This window comes from Paraburkholderia ultramafica, assembly GCF_902859915.1.
Classification (GTDB): Bacteria; Pseudomonadota; Gammaproteobacteria; order Burkholderiales; family Burkholderiaceae; genus Paraburkholderia; species Paraburkholderia ultramafica.
This window is the reverse complement of the sequence record NZ_CADIKK010000004.1, coordinates 177,875-193,712: the sequence shown is the minus strand read 5'-3', so window position 1 is coordinate 193,712 and position 15,838 is coordinate 177,875. Positions and strand designations below refer to the sequence as shown.

General features: G+C 64.2%; 12 protein-coding genes. 9 read left to right on the top strand and 3 right to left on the bottom strand.

Annotated features, from left to right (window positions below):
- The first annotated feature begins 29 nt into the window (after positions 1-29).
- Positions 30-2,879, top strand: a complete 2,850-nt coding sequence (gene glnE, locus HV744_RS06155) for a bifunctional [glutamate--ammonia ligase]-adenylyl-L-tyrosine phosphorylase/[glutamate--ammonia-ligase] adenylyltransferase (protein ID WP_175148645.1) — start codon at positions 30-32, stop codon at positions 2,877-2,879.
- A gap of 148 nt (positions 2,880-3,027) precedes the next feature.
- Here the strand turns inward: glnE and recN are convergent, their stop codons facing one another.
- Positions 3,028-4,698 carry a DNA repair protein RecN gene (gene recN, locus HV744_RS06150; RefSeq protein WP_175148644.1) on the bottom strand — a complete coding sequence of 557 codons (1,671 nt, stop codon included), beginning with the start codon at positions 4,696-4,698 and terminating at the stop codon, positions 3,028-3,030.
- A 79-nt stretch (positions 4,699-4,777) separates the two neighbouring features.
- Positions 4,778-5,674, bottom strand: a complete 897-nt coding sequence (locus HV744_RS06145; protein WP_175148643.1) for an NAD kinase — start codon at positions 5,672-5,674, stop codon at positions 4,778-4,780.
- Between the two features lie 357 nt (positions 5,675-6,031).
- Here HV744_RS06145 and hrcA point away from each other — a divergent pair, with 357 nt between their 5' ends.
- The 3 genes from hrcA to HV744_RS06130 all read left to right on the top strand — a co-directional run bounded on the left by hrcA (position 6,032) and on the right by HV744_RS06130 (position 8,711).
- Positions 6,032-7,051 carry a heat-inducible transcriptional repressor HrcA gene (hrcA, locus tag HV744_RS06140; RefSeq protein ID WP_175148642.1) on the top strand — a complete coding sequence of 340 codons (1,020 nt, stop codon included), beginning with the start codon at positions 6,032-6,034 and terminating at the stop codon, positions 7,049-7,051.
- Positions 7,052-7,224: 173 nt separating this feature from the next.
- Entirely contained in the window at positions 7,225-8,295 is a 1,071-nt protein-coding gene (hemH, locus tag HV744_RS06135; RefSeq protein ID WP_175148641.1) for a ferrochelatase, read from the top strand.
- 8 nt (positions 8,296-8,303) lie between these two features.
- Complete coding sequence (locus HV744_RS06130) at positions 8,304-8,711, top strand: RNA-binding S4 domain-containing protein (RefSeq protein WP_175148640.1); 408 nt, start codon at positions 8,304-8,306, stop codon at positions 8,709-8,711.
- On the opposite strand, the gene HV744_RS06125 is transcribed toward HV744_RS06130, so the two are convergent.
- Positions 8,683-8,844, bottom strand: coding sequence for a hypothetical protein (locus HV744_RS06125; protein ID WP_175148639.1), 162 nt, complete (start codon positions 8,842-8,844; stop codon positions 8,683-8,685). The genes HV744_RS06130 and HV744_RS06125 overlap by 29 nt on opposite strands.
- 377 nt (positions 8,845-9,221) lie before the next feature.
- Between HV744_RS06125 and grpE the strand changes: the two genes are divergently transcribed.
- The 5 genes from grpE (at position 9,222) to HV744_RS06100 (ending at position 15,830) form a co-directional block, all read left to right on the top strand.
- Positions 9,222-9,803: a nucleotide exchange factor GrpE gene (gene grpE, locus HV744_RS06120; RefSeq protein WP_175148638.1), complete on the top strand. Its 582-nt coding sequence runs from the start codon at positions 9,222-9,224 to the stop codon at positions 9,801-9,803.
- Positions 9,804-9,848: 45 nt separating this feature from the next.
- Complete coding sequence (locus HV744_RS06115) at positions 9,849-10,289, top strand: YbbN family protein (RefSeq protein ID WP_175148637.1); 441 nt, start codon at positions 9,849-9,851, stop codon at positions 10,287-10,289.
- A 153-nt stretch (positions 10,290-10,442) separates the two neighbouring features.
- Positions 10,443-12,392, top strand: a complete 1,950-nt coding sequence (gene dnaK / locus HV744_RS06110; RefSeq protein WP_175148636.1) for a molecular chaperone DnaK — start codon at positions 10,443-10,445, stop codon at positions 12,390-12,392.
- 269 nt (positions 12,393-12,661) lie between these two features.
- Entirely contained in the window at positions 12,662-13,804 is a 1,143-nt protein-coding gene (gene dnaJ, locus HV744_RS06105; RefSeq protein ID WP_175148635.1) for a molecular chaperone DnaJ, read from the top strand.
- Between the two features lie 25 nt (positions 13,805-13,829).
- Positions 13,830-15,830 carry a chorismate-binding protein gene (locus HV744_RS06100; protein WP_175148634.1) on the top strand — a complete coding sequence of 667 codons (2,001 nt, stop codon included), beginning with the start codon at positions 13,830-13,832 and terminating at the stop codon, positions 15,828-15,830.
- Positions 15,831-15,838: the final 8 nt, after the last annotated feature.

Here is a 15,838-nt window from a genome sequence, read left to right as displayed (position 1 = left end):
CACGGCCCGCATCGGCGCGCCGGACCCCGGTGTTGCAGCGAACTGAACCACGCCAATCAAGCAACGAGCGAGCCAGACCCTTGATGACTGACGCCACTCTCCTGAGTTCCAGCTATTCACATTACGCCGCGCGTGCCGCGGCGGCCCGTCCGCAACTCGTGGCGCACGTGGCGGCGCTGGCGTCCGCGCCGCTCAGCCGCGAGCGCATCGACGCGCGCTTCGACGCGTTGTGCGGCGAAGCGGCCGGCACGGCCGGTGCCCCATTGAGCGAGGATGCGCTCAAACGGGCCCTGCGCCAACTACGTACCGAGGTGTTCTGCGCGGCGATGGAGCGCGATCTGGCGGGCGAGGCGGACATCGCCGAAGTCACCGGTGCGATGACCGATCTGGCGGAAACGACGATCCAGCGCGCGCTCGCGGTTCTGTCCGCCGAACTCGAAACGCTTTATGGCGAGCCGCGCGGCCCGCAGGGCGAGCGCCTCGCGCTCGGCGTGGTGGGGATGGGCAAGCTGGGTGGGCGCGAACTGAACGTGTCGTCGGACATCGACCTGATCTTCGTCTATGAAGAGGACGGCGAGACGGCAGGCGGCCAACGTTCGCCGATCGCGACGCAGGACTTCTTTACGCGCCTCGGCAAGCGCCTGATCGGCGCGCTCGCCGAAGTGACCGCCGATGGCTACGTGTTCCGGGTCGACATGCGCTTGCGGCCGAACGGCGATTCGGGGCCGCTCGTGTGCAGCATCGGCATGCTCGAAGAGTATTTCTACGTGCAGGGCCGCGAGTGGGAGCGTTATGCGTGGATCAAGGGCCGGCTCGTGTCCGAAGGCGCGAGCGACGCGGCGCAGCGGCTGCAGAAGCAGCTCGACGCGATCGTCACGCCCTTCGTCTACCGCCGCTATCTCGACTTCGGCGTGATCAGCGCGATTCGCGCGCTGCATTTGCAGATTCGCCAGGAGGCGCAGCGCCGGGCGTCGATGCGGCCCGACAAGGCCGACGATATCAAGCTGGGGCGAGGCGGCATCCGCGAAATCGAATTCAGCGCGCAGGTGTTCCAGCTGATTCGCGGCGGCCAGGACGCGGGCTTTCGCGTGCGGCCGACGCTGGCCGTGTTGCGGCACGCGGCCACGCATGGGCTGCTGGATACGTCGGTGTGCGTGAAGCTCTCGCAGGCCTATCGTTTCCTGCGCGAGCTCGAGCACCGTCTGCAATACCGCAACGATGCGCAAACGCACGCAATGCCGGTCGACCCGGAAGAGCGCGCGGCGCTCGCTCACGCGATGGGTTGCGACGACTACGCGGCGTTGATGGCGAAGCTCGATGTGCATCGAGAATTCGTCGAACAGCAGTTCGACCAGATTTTCGCCGACAAGGTGAGCGGCCGCGACGGCTGTGGCGCGCCGGAAGACGGCGCCGCCGCGTGGGTCTGGAGCAGCGCGCTCGCCGACGACAGCGCCGACGAAGCGTTGCGCGCGCGCCTGATCGAACTCGGCGTGGCCGCGCCGGGCGACCTGCTCGCGCGCTTGCGCGCGGTGTGGCAGTCGTCGCGCTACGCGGGGCTGGCCGAGCGCAGCCGGCAACGTTTCGACATCGTCGCGCAGCGCGCGCTGGAAGCGGCGCGTACGCTCGAGCCGCCTGAGCGGCGCGGCGATACGGTCGCGCGGTTTTTCGATCTGCTCGAAGCGGTGAGCCGGCGCGGCGCCTACCTTGCGCTGCTGACCGAATATCCGCAGGCGCTGCATCAGGTGCTGTCGGTGCTGGGCGGCTCGCGCTGGGCGGCCGGCTATCTGATTCGTCATCCGCAACTGCTCGACGAATTGCTGGACGCCGAAGCGATCAACAGTCCGTTCGACTGGCCCGAGTTCAAGCGCACGCTGCGCCTGCGGCTGGACGCCGCCGACGGCGTCGAGCAGCAGATGGATCTGCTGCGCCACGCGCATCAGGCCGAGGTGTTCCGCATTCTGCTGATCGATCTCGCCGGCAAGCTGAGCGTCGAGCATGTGAGCGACCGGCTGTCCGAACTCGCCGACGCTGTGCTCGACGTCACGCTCGAAGCGGTCTGGAAACAGTTGTCGAAACGCCACCGTGAGGTGCCGCGTTTCGCGGTGATCGCGTACGGCAAGCTGGGCGGCAAGGAACTGGGCTACGCGTCCGACCTCGACGTGATCTTCCTGTACGACGATCCCGACGACGCCGCGGCCGACGTCTATGCGACCTACACCCGCCGCCTGATCACCTGGCTCACGACCGCGACCGGCGCCGGCACCTTGTTCGATGTCGACCTGCGCTTGCGGCCGAACGGCGAGTCGGGCCTCCTCGTGACCGATCTGGATGCGTTCCGCCGCTACCAGTTGCGCGAAGGCGACGCGGCCAATACCGCGTGGGTCTGGGAGCACCAGGCGTTGAGCCGCGCGCGTTACTGCGCGGGCGACGCCGGGATCGGCGCGAAGTTCGAGGCGATCCGCGAACAGGTGCTGACCACGCCGCGCGAAGCGGCGCTGCTCGCGAAGGAGATCGTCGAGATGCGCGAGCGCGTCGAGGCGGGGCATCCGAACCATACTCCGACGCTGTTCGACCTGAAGCACGACCGCGGCGGCATGGTCGATATCGAATTCACCGTGCAGTACTGGGTGCTGCTGCATGCGGCAAGCGATCCCGAGCTGATCCGCAATACCGGCAACATCGCGTTGCTGCGGGAAGTGTCGCGCATCGGTCTGATGAGCGAGGCGGAAGCGGAGACGGTCGGCGCGGCGTATCGCGTGTACCGCAAGTTGCAACACAAGCTGCGGCTGGACGGAATGGAGAAGGCGCGGGTCGATCCGGCGCTGGTGAGCACCGAGCGTGACGCGGTGCTGGCGCTGTGGACGCGGGTGTTCGGTTGACGCGACGGTGCGTGAGGCGAGAGTGAGGGCGGTGACGGCGGTGAGGGCGGTGGGATGGTGAGCGCGATGCCAGCCTTGCCAGCCTTGCCCGCGCCGGGCTGAAGTATTGCAACGTGGCCGGGATGATCGATCTCCCGGCCACGTCGTTTCAAGCGGCCAGCATTTCCTTCGCGTGCTTGCGGGTGGTCGCGGTGATTTCCAATCCGCCGAGCATCCGCGCGACTTCCTCGACACGGCTCGCCTTGTCGAGCGAGGTCACGCTGCTCACCGTGCCGCCCTTGCCGTTGCCGGCCTTCGCCACCTGGAAATGGTGGTCGCCGCGTGCGGCGACTTGCGGCAAGTGGGTCACGCACAGCACCTGGCGTGCTTGTCCGAGCTGATGCAGCAGCCGTCCGACTACCTCGGCGACGCCGCCGCCGATGCCCGTATCCACTTCGTCGAAGATCAACGTGGGGGTCGGGCTGGCGGCGCTGGCGATGACCGCGAGCGCCAGGCTGATCCGCGCGAGTTCGCCGCCTGACGCGACCTTGGCGAGCGGACGCAGCGGCACGCCGGCATGACCGGCTACGCGGAACTCGATCTGCTCGAGCCCGTGCGCGCCACCTTCGGGCAGCGGCACCAGCGCGACTTCGAAGCTGCCGCCTTTCATCGACAGTTCCTGCATCCCGGTGGTGACCGCCGCGCCCAGCGCCTTGCCGGCCTTCGCGCGCGCCTTCGACAGTTTTTTCGCCTCGCTCAGGCAGTCTTCCCTGGCCTTGGCTTCGGCGGCGTGCAGGCTGTCGAGATCGGCGGCGGCGTCGAGCGCGGCCAGTTGCGCGCGCCGCGCCTGATGTTCGTCAGGCAGCGTTTCCGGTTGCAGGCGGAATTTGCGCGCGGCCGAGTGCAAGGCGTCCAGGCGCTTTTCGACTTGCGCGAGCCGCTCCGGATCGAGTTCGAGCTTTTGCGCGTAATGACTCAGCGAATACGCCGCTTCCTGCAACTGGATTTCGGCCGGCTCGAGCGCGGCCAGCACGTCGTTCAACGCCGGATCGATCTCCGCGAGATCGCGCACCTTCGACACGATCGAAGCAAGGTGCGTGATCATCGCCTCGTCCGATTCGGACAGCGCGCCGAGCGCGCCTTGCACGCCGTCGATCAGATTGGCCGAATGCGACAGCCGCCGATGCTCGGCGTTGACCTCTTCCCATTCACCCGGCTGCGGCGCGAGCTTGTCCAGTTCGGTGAGCTGCCAGGCGAGGCGCTCGCGTTCGAGCTGCAACTCGCGGTCGCGCGTCTGTGCGTGCTCGACTGCCTGCACTTTCTCGCGCCACGCGCGCCATGCGCGCGTGACGGTGGCCGCGGTGTCGGAGAGACCCGCGTGGGTATCGAACAGTTCGCGTTGCGCGTCCGGGCGCATCAGCAACTGGTGAGCGTGCTGGCCGTGAATATCCACCAGCATCTCGCCGACCTCGCGCAATTGCGCGAGCGTTGCCGCGGTGCCGTTGATGAAAGCCCGTGAGCGGCCGTTGGCGTCCACCACGCGCCGCAGCATCACGGTGCCGCCATGATGGCCGTCGTCGGCGGTCGCGCCGAGCGCCTGCTCGTCGAGCCATTGCTCGACCTGCGCATGGGTCTCGAACTCCGCGGTGATGTCGGCGCGGCTCTCACCGCTGCGCACGACATTCGTATCGGCGCGTGCGCCAAGCGCGAGTGCCAGCGCGTCGATCAGGATCGACTTGCCGGCGCCGGTTTCGCCTGAGAAAACAGTAAAGCCGCTGTCGAATTCGAGGTCGAGCGCGGCGACGATGACGAAGTCGCGTATCGAGAGGTGGCGCAGCATGGAGGTTGTCTGATGAGCTTGAAATTCAGGTTTCGGCAGCGGCGGCGGTCGCGTTCCAGCATTGCTTCGCCACTCAGGGCTAGAGGTCTTCTTCGTGCGACGGGTATTCGTTCCAGTGCAGCTTCTTGCGCAGCGTGGCGTAATAGCTGTAGCCGACCGGATGCAGCAGCGGCACCGTATGACGCGAGCGGCGCACTTCGATCGTGTCGCTCAACTCCAGCGAGGTGAACGACTGCATGTCGAAATTGACGTTCACTTCGCGGCCGGAAACGATCTGGATGCTCACCTTCGAGTCGTCCGGCAGCACGATCGGCCGGTTCGACAGCGCATGCGGCGCGATCGGCACCAGCACGATGCCTTGCAATTGCGGATGCAGAATCGGCCCTTGCGACGACAGCGCGTACGCGGTCGAGCCGGTCGGCGTGGCGACGATCAGGCCGTCCGAACGCTGGTTGTACATGAAGCGCCCGTCCACCGAAACGTGCAGTTCCGCCATGCCGGAGAAGCCGCTGCGGTTGACCACCACGTCGTTGAAGGCCAGCGCGTGGTAGATCGGATTGCCGCCGCGCATGATGCGCGCTTCGAGCAGCATGCGCTCTTCGCGCTCGAAATTGCCGGACAGCATTTGCGGCACGATCTCGCTCATGTCGGAGATCGGGATGTCGGTAATGAAGCCGAGCCGCCCGTGGTTGATGCCGATGAGCGGCGTGCGGTAGGGCGCGAGTTGGCGGCCGATGCCGAGCATCGTGCCGTCGCCGCCCAGCACCACGGCGACGTCGGCGCGCGCGCCGATCTCGGCGGGACGGAGCGCCGGATAGTCGGTGATGCCGATTTCGGTGGCGGTGTCGGCTTCGAACACGACCTCGAAGCCGCGCCTGGCGATGCACGAGGCGAGCGCGGTCAACGGCTCGCCGATGCCTGGCGTATTGTTGCGCCCGACGAGCGCGACGGTCTTGAACTGGCTGGTCACTTGCATGCCGGCATTACACCATAGGTAGGGCCTGAAAAGAACCGCAGACAGACCCGGTAGCGGGGCGGCGCACACGGGTCGTCAGCGTACGCGGCGATTATCGTTAAAATGGTGAAGCCTTGATGACATGCGCGCCGGATAAGATGCGGCGGCACATTGCCGGATAGCGCGCCCAGGTGGTGGTCTGAAGGCTGGTGGCCCCGGCGGTCGCGCAAAAGGTGGCTGGCGAGGCCCCCAACCGGTTGCCGGGCACCGCGCCGGACCATGGGCGAGGGAGCGTCCCGGCAAGCAGCGGCCCAATCGTCAGGGGGAGGCGCCGTTAGCGCTCGCGGTAGTCGCATCATTAGGCTAGAATTTTCCGTCATGCTAGATCCTCGCGCACAAACCCTCCTCAAAACGCTGATTGAGCGCTACATCGCCGAAGGTCAGCCGGTCGGCTCGCGCACGCTGTCACGTTATTCGGGCCTCGAACTGAGCCCGGCAACGATCCGCAACGTGATGTCCGATCTTGAGGACCTGGGGCTCGTGATCAGTCCGCATACTTCGGCGGGCCGCATTCCCACACCGCGTGGCTACCGGCTGTTCGTCGACACGATGCTGACGGTGGAGTCCGCCGCCGACGAAGAGGCGGTGATGCGCACCGTCAAGACTACGCTGCAGCCGGGCGAGCCGCAGAAAGTCGTTGCGGCGGCGGCCAGTGTGCTGTCCAACCTGTCGCAGTTCGCCGGCGTGGTGCTCACGCCGCGGCGCAGCCACGTGTTCAAGCAGATCGAGTTCATGCGTTTGTCCGACAAACGCATTCTGCTGATCATCGTGACGCCTGAAGGCGACGTGCAGAACCGCATCATGGCGACCCAGCGCGACTTCTCGCCATCGCAACTGGTCGAAGCCTCCAATTACATCAACGCGCACTTCGCGGGCCTCTCGTTCGACGACGTGCGCCGCCGCCTGCGCGAAGAAATCGACGCGTTGCGTGGCGACATGACCACGCTGATGCACGCCGCCGTCACGGCCAGCACGGACGAATCCGACACCGGCGAGACCGTGCTGATATCCGGCGAGCGCAACCTGCTCGAAGTCGCCGATCTGTCGTCGGACATGGCGCGCCTGCGCAAGCTGTTCGATGTGTTCGACCAAAAGACCAGCCTCCTTCAGTTGCTCGACGTGTCGAGTCACGCGGCGGGCGTGCAGATTTTCATCGGCGGCGAGTCGAATCTCGTGCCGATCGAGGAGATGAGCGTCGTCACCGCGCCGTACGAGGTGAACGGCAAGATCGTCGGCACGCTCGGCGTGATCGGGCCGACCCGCATGGCCTACAGCCGCGTGATTCCGATTGTCGATATCACCGCGCGTCTGCTTTCGCTGACTCTGAGCCAGCAGTAACGACCCGTTACTCCCGCTGCGGCAGGCCGTGCTGCGAATGATGCGCGAGCGCGCGCGGCTTGCCAATCGGCCGAACGGCCAGGGGTATCTGGCGGACCGGGCCATGGACCGCGCCGCTATAATGAATCTCCACTGAATCGACTCTCCGCGTAAAGCGGTGACTTCTGCTGCCTATGCGCTTCGACCTCGAGCGGCCTTCACAGAACGCCACGTCACATCGTGTCGCCGTGCTGCTGATCAATCTCGGCACGCCTGACGCGCCGACGCCGCGCGCGGTCCGCCGCTATCTCGCGCAGTTCCTGTCCGATCCGCGGGTGGTCGAAATTCCGGCGCTGCTGTGGCAGATCATTCTGCGTCTGCTGATTTTGCCGTCCCGCGGCCGCAGCTCCGCGAAGAAGTACGCGGCGGTCTGGATGCCCGAGGGCTCGCCGCTGCGCGTCTTTACGGAAAAGCAGGTGGAAGGCTTGCGCCACCTGTTGCAGTTGAACGACTACACGGTGCTGGTCGACTACGCGATGCGCTACGGCACGCCGGGCATTCCGGCCATGCTGAACCAGTTGAAGCTGGCGGGCGCCGAGCGCGTGCTGCTGATGCCGATGTATCCGCAATACTCTTCGTCGACCACGGCCACGGCTTTCGACGACGCCTTTTCGGCGCTCAAGCGCATGCGCAATCAGCCGGAGATCCGCACAGTGCGCCAGTACGCGGACCATCCGGCGTACATTGCCGCGCTTGCGGCCCAGGTGCATCACTATTGGCATCAGCACGGCCGGCCCGACTTCGCGGCGGGCGACAAGCTGGTGCTGAGTTTTCACGGTGTGCCCAAGCGCACGCTGGACCTGGGCGACCCGTACCACGAGCAATGCCAGCAGACCGGCGCGCTTTTGATGCAGGCGCTGGAACTGACGCCGGTGGAATGCCGCATCACTTTCCAGTCGCGCTTCGGCAAGGCTGAATGGCTGCAGCCGTACACGGCGCCCACGCTCAAGGAACTGGGCGCGGCGGGCGTGCGGCGCACCGACGTGTTCTGTCCGGGCTTTACCGCCGACTGCCTTGAAACGATTGAAGAAATCGGCATGGAAGTGCGTGACGAGTTCCTGCATGCGGGCGGCAAGGAGTTTCACCGGATCGCCTGCATGAACGCGTCGCCGCCGTGGATTGACGCGCTCGGCGAAATCGTCGCGCAGAATCTCCAGGGCTGGCCGGTGCAGGCGGCGCCGGTGCCTCACACCACAGGAGGTTGAACGGGCTCATGAACTACAGGATTTCAACCGAAGCGGGCGCGAAGCTGCGGATCGACAAATGGCTGTGGGCGGCGCGCTTTTTCAAGACGCGCTCGCTGGCGGCGGATGCCGTCGACAAAGGGCATGTGCGCATCGGCGGGGCCAGCGTCAAGCCGGCCAAAGACGTGCGGATCGGCGACCTGGTCGAGATCGAGATCGAGCGGATCGTGTGGCAGGTGGAGGTGCTGGGCGTGTGCGACGTGCGCGGCCCGGCGAGCGTCGCGCAGACGCTCTATGCTGAAACCGGGGAGAGCAGGGTGAAGCGGCAGATCGAGCAGGAGCGGCGCAAGACGTATCGCGAACCGGCCGCCGCTTTGCACGGCCGGCCGACCAAGCGCGACCGGCGCACTATCGACAGATTTTCAGGTGGGGATTGAACAGCTGTTCCATGGTTGCGTGCACACCGCCGTACTCGGTCGTGTGGTCGTTGACCGCTCCGGACATGCAGATGGTCGTGGTGCCCGCAACCAGTACCAATGCGACCACCCCGATTGCAAAGGTCAGTTTCACGGTACTCCCCTTGGGACGATTCGATCTTAAAACGGGCGAATCAGGTGAAATTGCAAAATGTCGGTAAGGCTTACGTCAGATTAGGGTTAACGTGTCTTTTCCGATGCTTTATTGGAGGATAGGCCACTTGTCGGCCGCACTCAATCTCAATCTGATTGCGCCGCATTAATGGTTGTAACGGCGCGTTTCGACCGTACGCCGATGGTGCGAAAAGAACATCGAGATCCGCTTGAAACGGGTCTTTCCGGCCCCATCTGCCGTTTCAATATGCGGTTGCGCGCCGGGTGATGTGTCGCGATTTTGCAACGCACAAACCGCGCCACGTTTTTGCGCGCTTGCGCCACCGTTGGTTTTTACTTTTAACGACTTTCAGCGACATGGAAAACACGCAAGATAACCCGACGAGCCAGAATCCCACGCCCGCCGACGAAACCGAGCGCCAGGCCGCCGAGGCCGCAGCATCCCAGGAAGCGGCTCCGAGCGCCGCTGCGGACACGCCGGCAACCGCCGAGCAAGTCGCGCTGGCCGAAGCTCAGGCGAAGATTGCCGAGTTGCAGGAAAGCTTCCTGCGCGCGAAAGCCGAGACCGAAAACGTGCGCCGCCGCGCCCATGACGACGTTGCCAAGGCGCATAAGTTTGCGATCGAAAGTTTCGCGGAACATCTGCTGCCGGTGGTCGACAGCCTCGAAGCCGCCGTCGCCCACTCGTCCGACGACCTGCAGAAGGTCCGCGAAGGTGTCGAATTGACGCTGCGCCAGTTGACCGGCGCGCTGGAGAAGGGCCGCGTCGTCGCCCTGAACCCGGTTGGCGAGAAGTTCGACCCGCACCGCCACCAGGCCATCTCGATGGTGCCGGCCGATCAGGAGCCGAACACCGTCGTCGCCGTGCTGCAAAAAGGCTTTGTCATCGCCGATCGCGTGCTGCGTCCCGCACTCGTGACCGTCGCGGCGCCGAAGTAAGCGGCACAAAGCTTGTGTAAGCCATTTCATCTGGCAGGCACGGCCATGGCCAACATTCCCGTCGACGCTACCGCGTTCGCCGTTTTCGACATGCAGGAGCTCAGCGCCGACACGTTCGACGCCGGGCTCGCCGAAGCCGGGGATGATCTGGCCGTGGTGTTTTTCTGGGGTCTCGACTGCTTCAATTGCGAGATCGCCAGGAAGGCGATGCTGGCGCAGCCGGACGCGATCCGTGCGCTCGGCCTCAAATGGTTTCACAGCAACGTCTACGAGCATCGCGAACTGGGCCGGCGCTTCGTGCTTCACGGCGTGCCCACGTGGTTCTTCTTTTATCACAGCAAGCGGCTTGGCCGGGCAACCGGCTGGCACGGCCTCGGGCAGTTCGAGGCGGCGGTCGAGGCGGCGCGGGAAAAGATCCGGGCCGCCAATGCCGCGGGCGGTGCGCAAGTTGCTGGTGCGAATTCGGGCAAAAGTTCGGCCGATTGAAAAAAATTAAAGACCGCATCGCAAAAGAGGTCTTGAAAACGATGCGGGCGCACTTATGTTGAGTGCAGGTATGAATTTAGGGCGGATCGCCTGACCGCCGGATGGGCAAACGGGGCGATTCCCTCAGCGATCAAAGTTAGGAGATTAGTAAAAATGGGCAAGATTATCGGTATCGACCTCGGCACGACCAACTCGTGCGTGGCGATCATGGAAGGCAATTCGGTCAAGGTGATCGAGAACTCGGAAGGTGCGCGCACCACGCCGTCGATCATCGCTTACATGGAAGACGGCGAGATTCTCGTCGGCGCGCCTGCGAAGCGTCAGTCGGTCACGAACCCGAGGAACACGCTGTACGCGGTCAAGCGCCTGATCGGCCGCCGCTTCGAAGAAAAAGAAGTGCAGAAAGACATCGGCCTGATGCCGTACAAGATCATGAAGGCCGATAACGGCGACGCATGGGTCGAGGTGCGCGATCAGAAGCTGGCTCCGCCGCAAATCTCCGCGGAAGTGCTGCGCAAGATGAAGAAGACCGCTGAAGACTACCTTGGCGAGTCGGTCACGGAAGCTGTGATTACGGTTCCCGCGTACTTCAACGACAGCCAGCGTCAGGCGACCAAAGATGCAGGCCGCATCGCCGGTCTGGAAGTGAAGCGGATCATCAACGAACCGACCGCAGCGGCTCTGGCATTCGGCCTGGACAAGGCTGAAAAGGGCGACCGCAAGATCGCCGTGTTTGACCTCGGCGGCGGCACCTTCGACATCTCCATCATCGAAATCGCCGACGTCGACGGCGAGATGCAGTTCGAGGTGCTGTCGACCAACGGCGACACGTTCCTCGGCGGTGAAGACTTCGATCAGCGCATCATCGATTACATCATTGGCGAGTTCAAGAAGGAACAGGGCGTCGATCTGTCGAAAGACGTGCTCGCGCTGCAACGCCTGAAGGAATCGGCTGAAAAGGCGAAGATCGAACTGTCGTCCAGCCAGCAAACCGAAATCAACCTGCCGTACATCACGGCCGACGCGTCGGGTCCGAAGCACTTGAACCTGAAAATTACGCGTGCGAAGCTGGAAGCGCTGGTTGAAGAACTGATCGAACGCACGATCGAGCCGTGCCGCGTGGCCATCAAGGACGCAGGCGTGAAGGTCGGCGAAATCGACGACGTGATTCTGGTCGGCGGTATGACCCGCATGCCGAAGGTGCAGGAAAAGGTTAAGGAATTCTTCGGCAAGGATCCGCGCCGCGACGTGAACCCGGACGAAGCCGTGGCCGTTGGCGCCGCGATTCAAGGCCAGGTTCTGTCGGGCGACCGCAAGGACGTTCTGCTGCTCGACGTGACCCCGCTGTCGCTCGGCATCGAAACGCTCGGCGGCGTCATGACGAAGATGATCAACAAGAACACCACGATCCCGACCAAGCACGCACAGGTCTACTCGACGGCTGACGACAATCAGAACGCCGTGACGATCAAGGTGTATCAGGGCGAACGCGAAATGGCAGCGGGCAACAAGCTGCTGGGCGAATTCAACCTTGAAGGCATTCCGCCGGCACCGCGCGGCACGCCGCAGATCGAAGTGAGCTTCGACATCGACGCGAACGGCATTCTGCACGTCGGCGCGAAAGACAAGGCGACCGGCAAGGAAAACCGCATCACGATCAAGGCGAACTCGGGTCTGTCCGAAGCCGAAATCGAAAAGATGGTGAAGGACGCGGAAGCGAACGCGGAAGAAGATCACAAGCTGCGTGAACTGGCCGATGCCCGCAACCAGGGCGACGCGCTGGTCCACAGCACGAAGAAGGCGCTCACCGAATACGGCGACAAGCTGGAAGCCGGCGAGAAGGAAAAGATCGAAGCCGCGCTGAAGGACCTCGAAGAAACGCTGAAGAGCGGTTCGAGCGACAAGGCGGCGATCGAAGCCAAGATCGAAGTGGTGGCGACCGCCTCGCAGAAGATGGGCGAGAAGATGTACGCCGACATGCAGGCTGCGCAAGGTGCCGAAGCAGCGGCAGGCGCGGCGGGTGCGGGCGCATCGGCGGCGGGCGCGAGCCAGCCGCAGGACGATGTGGTCGACGCCGAGTTCAAGGAAGTGAAGAAGGACTAAAGCCAGGTCGTATTTCGACCGTAAAGCCGTGCACAGCGATGTGCGCGGCCCGGCTGCACAAGGAACTGCGCCCCTCGGGCAACAGCAACGTGCAAGAGCGGTTATTACGCCTGGCGAGCCTTTTGGGGCTCTCCGGGCACATTTGTTTTATGGAGGGCGTTGTTTTGAACCGTGTCAAAGCGGGTGGAAACAGCGGCCGGACGAGTCGTGAGACTCCAGCATTCAAGAGGAGCCACCGCGTCGCATTGCGCGAGTGGCGTTGAACCGATATGGCGAAACGGGATTACTACGAGGTTCTGGGCGTCGCAAAGAACGCGAGCGACGACGAAATCAAGAAGGCTTATCGCAAGCTCGCGATGAAGCACCACCCCGACCGCAATCCGGGCAACAAGGATGCGGAAGAGCATTTCAAAGAGGTGAAGGAAGCCTATGAAATGCTGTCGGACTCGCAAAAGCGTGCCGCGTACGATCAGTACGGCCACGCGGGTGTCGATCCGAACATGGGCGCAGGCGGTGCGCAAGGCTTCGGCGGCTTTGCCGATGCGTTCGGCGATATTTTCGGCGACATCTTCGGCCAGGCGGCCGGTGGCGCCGCACGTGGTGGCGGCGGACGTGCCGGCCCGCAGGTGTATCGCGGCGCCGATCTGCGCTACAGCATGGAAATCACCCTGGAACAGGCCGCACACGGCTACGACACGCAGATTCGCGTGCCGAGCTGGGTCTCGTGCGATGTCTGTCACGGCTCGGGGGCGAAGCCCGGCACCAAGCCGGAAACCTGCCCGACCTGTAGCGGCTCGGGTTCGGTGCGGATGTCGCAAGGCTTTTTCAGCATTCAGCAAACCTGCCCGAAGTGCCACGGCACCGGCACCTATATTCCGGAGCCGTGCGGCCATTGCCACGGCGCGGGCAAGGTGAAGGAAACCAAGACGCTGGAAGTGAAGATCCCCGCAGGTATCGACGACGGCATGCGCATCCGCTCGGCCGGCAACGGTGAACCGGGTATCAACGGCGGTCCGTCTGGCGATCTGTACGTCGAAATTCACATCAAGCAGCACTCGGTATTCGAGCGCGACGGTGACGACCTGCACTGTCAGATGCCGATTCCGTTCACCAAGGCGGCCCTCGGCGGCGAAATCGAAGTGCCGACACTCGCGGGCCGCGCCAGCTTCACCGTGCCGGAAGGCACGCAGTCGGGCAAGACGTTCCGTCTGCGTGGCAAGGGCATCAAGGGGCTGCGTTCGAGTATTGCCGGCGATCTGTACGTGCACGTGCAAGTCGAAACGCCGGTCAAGCTCACCGAGTCGCAGCGCGAGTTGCTGCAGCAATTCGAAAAGGCGCTGGTTGAAGGCGGCTCCCGGCACAGCCCGCAAAGCAAGAGCTGGTTCGATCGGGTGAAGAGCTTCTTCGATTAATGGCAGTTTGAAGTTGGCGGCAAACATGACGGCAGATGAGCGCGGCGCGGTTTTCGCGTTGCTCGACGATTGCGACGCGACGGCGGCGCGCCGTTCGAGTCGTCTGTACACGGGTTTTGTGCATGAACGGGTTTGCGCGGACGCCGCGCAACTCGAAGCCGTGTGTGAGAGCGTCGTTGCCGATACGCGGGATGGTTTGCATGCCGTCGTGCTCGCCGACTATGAGTTTGGCCGGACGCTCCTCGATGGAGGTGCGCACCGGTTTCTGAAAACGCAGCGTGGCGATGCCACGCTGCGTTTTTTATTGTTCGAGCGTTGCGACAAGCGGTCGCGCGAAGAGGTCGACGCGTGGCTCACCGAGCGCGACGGCGGTGCGCTCGAGCCGTCGGTGGCAGGCACGGCTAATGTGCGCGCGAGCGTCGATCCCGCGCAATTCAACGCCGCGATCGATGCGATTCATGCCGCTCTGTGCGTGGGCGATTCGTATCAGGTCAACTACACGTATCGGCTCGGCTTCGACGTGTTCGGTACGCCCACCGCGTTCTATCGGCGCTTGAGGGCGCGTCAGCCGGTTCCGTTCGGCGCGCTCATCGCGTTGCCGGGTGATAGCTGGGTGTTGTCGTGCTCGCCGGAGCTTTTCATTGAGAAGCAGGGCGCAAAGTTGCGCGCGCGGCCGATGAAAGGCACGGCGCCGCGCTCGGACGATCCGGTCGCCGATCGGCGCGCAGCCGAGTTCCTTGGCAACGATCCGAAAAACCGCGCCGAAAACGTGATGATCGTCGATCTGCTGCGCAACGATCTGTCGCGGGTTGCGCAGACGGGCTCGGTCAAGGTGCCGGCGCTGTTCTCGGTCGAACCGTATGCGTCGGTCTGGCAGATGACGTCGACGGTGGAGGCGACGTTGCGGACCGGTACGCCGTTCGCCGGAATCCTGCGCGCGCTGTTTCCGTGCGGCTCGATCACCGGCGCGCCCAAGCATCGCACGATGCAGTTGATCGACGAACTTGAGAGTACGCCGCGCGGTCTTTATACCGGGGCGATCGGGTGGCTCGATGCACCTTCGGATGCTGATCATGCTGGCGCTGAAGGCATGCAGGCAGATGCCACTGGCGCGGCGGCAAAGATTGCCGCCACACCCACCGCAAACGAATCCCTCTGCGGCGACTTCTGCCTCTGCGTCGCAATCCGCACCTTGACGTTGAACCGGTCCGCGCAAACTGGCGGCCTGCGAGGCAAGATGGGCGTCGGCGCGGGCATCGTCCTCGACAGCGTGGCCGCCGACGAATATGTGGAGTGCCAATTGAAAGCCAGCTTTCTTACCGGCGCCGACCCGGGCTTCGAACTCTTCGAAACGATGTACGCGACGCGGGAAGAGGGCGTGCGGCATCTATCGCGTCATCTCGAACGGCTCGCGTCCAGCGCAGCGGTGCTTGGCTTCAAACTCGACGACATCAATGCAGTTCGTGCGCAAATCGCCGCGAAGTGCGCGTCGCTGCCGACGCAAAGCCCGCACCGCATGCGGCTCGCGCTGAGCAAGCGCGGCACGATGCAAATCACCGCCGCGGTATTGACGCCGCTAGCCGACGCCATCGTCGGCGTCCTGCTCGGTCCTGACGAGGCCTTCCCCGCGACCGAAGCCAACGACCCACTGCTACACCACAAAACCACTCGCCGCGCCGACTACGACCGCGGCTGGCGCGAAGCCGAGGCGAAAGGCGCATTCGATACCCTGTTTTTCAACGAACGAGGTGAGTTGACCGAAGGCGGCCGGTCGAATGTGTTTGTGAAACTGGCAGGGCAATGGTGGACGCCGCCGCTCGCGTCGGGCGTGCTGCCCGGTGTGATGCGAAGCGTGTTGCTTGAAGGCGCGTCGGGTCTGCAAGCGGCCGAAAAAATCCTGACGCAGGCGGACGTGCTGAACGCCGAAGCGCTGCTGATCTGCAACGCATTGCGCGGCGCGCTGCCGGCGCGGATCGTCCGTCAGAACACGGACGGAGTCGCACGCAAGAGCTGCACGGGTACGTAAAAGCCGTC